The organism is Microcystis sp. LEGE 08355 (assembly GCF_015207185.1).
In the GTDB taxonomy this organism is placed as follows: domain Bacteria; phylum Cyanobacteriota; class Cyanobacteriia; order Cyanobacteriales; family Microcystaceae; genus Microcystis; species Microcystis panniformis.
This window is the reverse complement of sequence record NZ_JADEXI010000258.1, coordinates 1-6,286: the sequence shown is the minus strand read 5'-3', so window position 1 is coordinate 6,286 and position 6,286 is coordinate 1. Positions and strand designations below refer to the sequence as shown.

The window sequence follows — 6,286 nt, the reverse complement described above, 5'->3', positions numbered from 1 at the left end:
AAGAAGCGAATTTCTGTAGTAGTTTTATTCCATAATTGGCGGACACTGCGAACCATGACTAGGGTGGTTAGGCCTGGCCACAGACTATGCCGATGCAGGAGCGGTAATTGAGACACTGGCACTACCCAAATTTGAAGGGTTTCGATACGGTGATGCCCCGACTCCACCTTTTCGTGGTAGCTGTATTCAATCCCTTGCCAATCCCGGGCTATAGCTTGGTCAAACCAGCCTTCTACTTGTTGAAAGAGCTTGCCTTGGTTGCCCTTGAGGGCAAAAACATAATCTCCTCCCCCAGACTTGATTTGTTTGGCTATTTCTGTCTGGGTTCCCATCGCATCCAAGGTGACTATCGCTCCCTTGAGATTGAGCAATTGCACTTCTGAGCGGCACGGCGGTAATTTCGTTGGATTTGCTCTTGACTTTTTCTTGGGCTAGAACCAAGCCATGTTCGCTACTCCAGGCACTTACTGTGTGCAAAGCTTTCAGATTTTCCTCCCGGTCATAAGAATTTCTGGCCGTTTTCCCCTCTATGTGGATTAGTTCTATGTTCAACTTCTCTGTGATTTCTCTTATCACCCGCCAGGAATCCCGACTGTAATTGCTTGGGTTCTAGCATCCCTAGCACTCTGCCAAAGGTATTGTGGGAAGGTATCCCCTTCGGTAGGTCTAAAAATGTTTCCAACCAAGATTGCTTGGCTTGACCGTAGGCTTCTATGGCGGCAAAACCATCGGCACCAGCCAACACCGCCAAGATAGCTATGGTAATTATCGAGACTAGGCTATGATTGCGCCCCCTGTCCGCTCTGGGGTCTTCTAGATGCTGAAAATGTTTCAAGACACTGTTTCTTAAAACCTTAGCCTCTCGCTCTTGCTTGGGGTTTAAAACTAGGGGGGCCAAAACCGGATGCCATGCTCAACTGCTACACTATGTAACTTTTTACTTCCTCTCAGATTAACTTATATCAGCTCGTCCTGCTAGTAATGACATTTAGTAACCTCTGTCTGTTACATTTTATACAAAACGACGTGCGATTACCTTGGGGATTTTTTTGAGCGGTTTTATTTTTTGTGTTTTTTTTAAACTATAGCCCATTCGATTCAAAATATCTCCAATAGTTTGACGAGAGGGCAATTGTTCATCTTGATCGCCTTTTTCTTCTTTTAATGCCTCTCTTACCGCTCTGGCACTGATTCTAGTAAAGGCAAAAGTTGATGGGAATTTAGGGTCTGCTTGCGAGTACATCTCCACTAAACTTTTGATGTCTGCCTCTAAGTTTGGTAGCAGTTCCTCCGTTTTTTTTCTCCCCCTAGCACGATAGTTATCAACACAAATAATTCCAGTTTCTAACTCTTTCAATCCTGTTGCTATTGCCTGCCTAGACCATCCCAATTCTGTTTCGGCCCGGCGCGGCGAAGAGTTAAAATAGTCTATAGTTACTTGCGCCATAAAAGCCCTTTTCTTAAAACCTGTCAGCTTTTTTGCCGCATCTTTCAAGCTTGATTTGATTTTTTCAGTCAGTTCAGTTACCATAGTTGAGAGTGGGAGTAACAAGTTGCTTCTCTAGTCTAGATGGTAACTTATTAATACGCAACTCCCTAACTGCAAAGCAAAGTCGATGACTTCTTGGGGAGATTGATATTTTCCCGTTTTCACTTTCGGTTGGAGATGTCGGTTCATAGGTATTATGACTATTTACTGAGAAAATCAGCTTTACCTTAATTTTAAGCTAAATATCGACAAAAAAAGCTCTCCAGGAAAAAGGAGAGAGGACAGAACGAGTTAGAAAAAATTATTAATGTAACCATCCTTTCAGACGACGTGCGACTTGAGGACGACGTAATTTTCGCATCGCTTTAGTTTGAATTTGACGTACTCGTTCCCGAGATAAATTGAACATTCCCCCCACTTCCTCTAGGGTATAGGGTTGACTGGTAGCTAAACCATAACGGAGGGAGATAACATCTTTTTCCCGTTCCGTGAGAACATCACTTAAAACTGCGAAAATTTCTTGACGCATCATCATCTCATTCATTTTATCTTCGGGAAGTTGTAGATCATCATCTTCCAAAAGATCCACTAATTCCGTATCTTCTCCCTTCCCTACACGATGATTTAAAGAGAGAGATTGACGACGCAATTGTAATAATTGCCGCAATTGTTCGGGAGTTATTTCTAACGCTTCCGCAAGTTCCCGTTCATTGGGATTGCGCTGTAAATCTTGCTTGAGAATGCGCTGCGCTTTTTTGAGTTTATTGAGTTTTTCGACAATGTGAATCGGTAAACGAATTGTCCGCGCATCGTTAGCAATGGTGCGGGTGATTGCTTGTCGAATCCACCAATAAGCATAGGTAGAGAATTTATAACCTTTATTGGGATCGAATTTTTCGGCCGCACGGTTGAGTCCGATCGCACCTTCTTGAATTAAATCTAAGAAAGGAACCCCGCGATTTAAATAGCGTTTAGCGATAGAAACCACCAAGCGCAAATTAGAACGAATCATTTTCCTTTTAGCTGTTCGTCCCCGATAAAGACGGTTTTCCAGTTGACGTTCATTATCCAATTCTAAAGCGATCGCCCATTCCGTTTTCGTCGGGGGACGATGTAAATTTTCTTGCAGTTTTTGGCGTACTTCTTCCGCTTCCATGAGAAACTTAACCGAGTAGGCTAATTCAATTTCTTCTTCCGCACTAAGCAGGGGATAACGGGCCATTTCTTTAAAAAATGCGCCAACAGTGTCTTCATTGCTGCCTTTATCGTATCCCGTTCCACTACTCCCACGAGTGTTTTTTAGGGTTTCCGGTAAAGATTCAGTCAGATCTTCGTCAGTTCTTTCAGCAAAATCCACGCTTTCCAGTTCTAAAGGATTTGTCTCCAAGGCAATGATTTGATTAAAATTATCATCAGCGGCTAGTTTAGAGATTTTCATAAGCAGTTATGGATGGAGTGGGGTTATAATAGCGGGGAAAAACTTAGTTTCTCCCAATGGCTGATTGTTACATTGAATTTTCGGGGAGCAGATTTTTTAAACGTTTTCTTAATTAATGGCGGCCATTTCTGGGATATAATTAGGCGCTTCTGTGTGGATTGTTACAAATCGCTCAACCAGATAATCAGATTTTCTGGTGAATAGGGGAGACTTTCAGGGTTTCCACTTATACACTCTAACTAAGGTTTTTGGTATTTGACTAGGTAAAGATCACGCTTCTTAACAATCAAGATAGCAGTCAGCTTTTTATGACTATTCTTCGCTTTTTTTATTGAGAACTATTCTCAGCTTTTGACTAACTATGGTGCGATTTAATAGCTAATAGTCAATAGTTATCATTAACTTTATCAATGCTTAAGGGTGGATAAAAATTCTTTGGGGAAGACTTCACTAGCTAAAAATCAAAATTTGTGGGCAAAAAAGCAATATTTAAACTGTTTTTAGAGAAAATTAACTGGTTTTATTCCCCTCAAGCTTTAAACTATAATTTAAATACCCCATTCTCCCCACTTCCCACTCCCCACTTCCCACTCCCCACTTCCCGCTCCCCACTGATAACTGATAACTGATAACTGATAACCATGCTCGATCGCTGTGCTACCCTGACTGTAGCGGAACCTCGCACACCTTACCAATTAACCACAACTGGGCAACCGTGGTTAGAGGTTTTGGTCGATCGCCCTTATCCTAGAGATAGTCAAGAGGATCAGCAAATATTAACCTATAGTATCCCCCGGGATTTAACGGTAGAAATCGGCGATATTTTAAGCGTTCCCTTTGGTTCTCAGGTAATTGGGGGAATTGCTCTTAGATTTCTCGAAAATTTGCCCGCAGGACTAGAAGAAAATCAAATTCGTCCCGTGGAAGATGTGATTGCTAAGGGCTTTTTCCCCGATAATTATTGGCAGTTATTGACGAAAATCGCCCAATACTACGCAACGGATTTAATCACCGTTGTTCGCGTCGCTTTACCTACGGGTTTACTGCGAAGTTCCCAACGTCGCATCAGATTAAAACCAGAAGCTATTCCCCCCGGTGCGGAAGTTTTTTGTACTCCCCTCTCCCGTCAGATTTTATCCCTGCTCAAAAATCAAAAAGAAGGCGATTATTCGGCGAAATACCTGCAAGAAAAGGTAAAAAATGCTAATTACGGTATTCGAGACTTAGTTAAGCGCGGTTGGGTGGAAAGTTATCTAGAAGCACCCAAAAGTACCAATATTAAGCTAAAAAAAGCCATTACCCTGCTAATAACCGACTTTCCTGCCGATTTAACCGAAAATCAGCGCAAAATTGTCGAAATTCTCCGTCATCAGGGAGGAGAAATGTGGCTGCCAGAATTGGCACAACTCGCGGGGACAAAACATTTTAAACCACTAATTGACAAGGGTTATGTGGTGATTGAGGACCGGGAATTTCTGCGCTTATCCTCGGCGATTATGAGCAGGGATCAACCAAAAACACTCACTTATAGTCAAAAACAGGCTTTAGAAGCCATTCAAACCCTAAAAGGTGGTGAAAGCACTCTCTTACATGGAGTGACGGGATCGGGTAAAACAGAAGTCTATCTACAGGCGATCACACCTATCCTAGCAGCGGGTAAATCTGCCTTGGTTTTAGTCCCCGAAATTGGATTAACACCGCAACTAACCGATCGCTTTGTGGCCCGTTTTGGCGATCGAGTCTATGTTTATCATAGCGCCCTCTCGGAAGGAGAAAGATACGATACCTGGCGACAGATGTTGACAGGAACCCCGCAAGTTATTATCGGGACGCGATCGGCGATTTTTGCCCCTTTACCCCATCTAGGCATGATTATCCTCGATGAAGAACACGATAGCAGCTTTAAACAAAGTCAATTACTCCCCACCTATCACGCGCGTACCGTGGCTAAATGGCGCGCTCAATTAAACCATTGTCCCGTAATTTTAGGCTCGGCCACGCCATCCCTAGAAACATGGCTAGAATCCCAAGCTAATCCCAGTCTTTACCTATCTTTGCCCGATCGCATCCAAAATCGCCCCTTACCGCGGGTGGAAATCGTCGATATGCGACGGGAATTGCAACGAGGCAATCGTTCCCTGTTTAGTCAATCCCTGCGTTCATCTCTGGAAACCCTGCGCGACAAGGGAGAACAGGCAATTTTATTCGTCAGTCGCCGGGGACACAGTACATTTGTATCTTGCAGAAGTTGCGGTTATGTGCTGGAGTGTCCCCACTGTGATGTCTCTCTCTCCTACCACCACACCGAACCGGGAGCGCAAGAATTACTCCGCTGTCACTACTGCAACTATGGTCGCATTCATCCGAAACAATGTCCTGAATGTGGTTCTCCCTATCTAAAATTTTTCGGTACTGGTACTCAGCGCGTCACCCAAGAATTAAGCAAAGAATTTCCTGATTTGCGCTGCTTGCGTTTTGATAGTGATACCACCCGTAACAAAAATGCTCCCCGGGAACTATTAAAACTATTTACTGATGGTGAGTTTGATGTTTTAGTGGGAACCCAAATGCTCACCAAAGGATTAGATATCGATCGAGTTACTTTAGTAGGAGTAATGGCAGCCGATGGCTTACTTTATCACTCCGATTATCGCGCCTCCGAACGCGCTTTTCAAACCCTAACTCAAGTAGCAGGGAGAGCAGGAAGGGGAGAAAGAGAAGGAAAGGTAATTATCCAAACCTATACCCCCGAACATCCCGTGATTAGAGCAGTGCAAACCCACGATTATGAGGGTTTTGTCGAGACGGAATTAATGCAGAGAGAGAGTTTAAATTATCCTCCCTACGGCAGTTTAGTCTTAATTCGCTTTAGTGGTTTAGATGGAGAAGCAGTGCAGAAAAGTGCCGAAAATGTCGCGGAGGAATGTGTTAATAATTTCGGTTCCGATTGGGATATTTTGGGACCTGCACCCGCAACAATTATGCGTGTGGCTAACCGTTATCGCTGGCAAATTCTGTTAAAATTATCAGGAGACCAGGCTGATATCGGTGGTCTTTTGCGTCCTTTGAAAAGCTTAGTTTTAGCCAAGGTAAGTATGGCGATCGATGTTGACCCCTTAACTATAGAATAATAAAGGTTGACATCCTCACCGCCGTGAACGGACGGTGATTCCCAAACCTCACGATTTAGGTTTCTGCTTCTTTCCCGAAGGATTTTTCGCACCTGCCGCCCCAGATTTACTCTGTTCTGGTCTTATGGTCGCTCTACAGACTGACACCGCAAGCCCTGCGGCCAAAATGTTTTTACTGGCGTTAATATCTCGGTCATGGTGAGTCCCACAGTCTGGACAGTCCCATTC

General features: G+C 43.7%; 6 protein-coding genes. 1 reads left to right on the top strand and 5 read right to left on the bottom strand.

The annotated features are described in order from the left end of the window. From IQ242_RS13795 to IQ242_RS13780, 4 genes are all read right to left on the bottom strand, one after another. On the bottom strand, window positions 1-377 hold a 377-nt coding region (locus IQ242_RS13795; protein ID WP_370582995.1), incomplete at its 3' end, for an ISAs1 family transposase. 122 nt (window positions 378-499) lie between these two features. Beyond that, window positions 500-835, bottom strand: a complete 336-nt coding sequence (locus IQ242_RS13790; RefSeq protein ID WP_193960354.1) for a transposase family protein — start codon at window positions 833-835, stop codon at window positions 500-502. A gap of 177 nt (window positions 836-1,012) precedes the next feature. Continuing rightward, window positions 1,013-1,531 carry a hypothetical protein gene (locus IQ242_RS13785; RefSeq protein WP_228020987.1) on the bottom strand — a complete coding sequence of 173 codons (519 nt, stop codon included), beginning with the start codon at window positions 1,529-1,531 and terminating at the stop codon, window positions 1,013-1,015. Window positions 1,532-1,793: 262 nt separating this feature from the next. Next, window positions 1,794-2,927, bottom strand: a complete 1,134-nt coding sequence (locus IQ242_RS13780) for an RNA polymerase sigma factor, RpoD/SigA family (protein ID WP_193960353.1) — start codon at window positions 2,925-2,927, stop codon at window positions 1,794-1,796. Between the two features lie 641 nt (window positions 2,928-3,568). Here IQ242_RS13780 and priA point away from each other — a divergent pair. Continuing rightward, window positions 3,569-6,058: a primosomal protein N' gene (gene priA / locus IQ242_RS13775; protein ID WP_193960352.1), complete on the top strand. Its 2,490-nt coding sequence runs from the start codon at window positions 3,569-3,571 to the stop codon at window positions 6,056-6,058. A gap of 48 nt (window positions 6,059-6,106) precedes the next feature. On the opposite strand, the gene IQ242_RS13770 is transcribed toward priA, so the two are convergent. Continuing rightward, window positions 6,107-6,286, bottom strand: a 180-nt coding sequence (locus IQ242_RS13770) for a zinc ribbon domain-containing protein (protein WP_193960351.1), incomplete at its 5' end; no start/stop codon positions are given.

Bases quoted from the DNA above. Each gene is read 5' to 3' on its own strand.
- IQ242_RS13780 (WP_193960353.1), bottom strand. From the start codon at position 2,927: ATGAAAATCTCTAAACTAGCCGCTGATGATAATTTTAATCAAATCATT.
- IQ242_RS13785 (WP_228020987.1), bottom strand. From the start codon at position 1,531: ATGGTAACTGAACTGACTGAAAAAATCAAATCAAGCTTGAAAGATGCG.
- priA (WP_193960352.1), top strand. From the start codon at position 3,569: ATGCTCGATCGCTGTGCTACCCTGACTGTAGCGGAACCTCGCACACCT.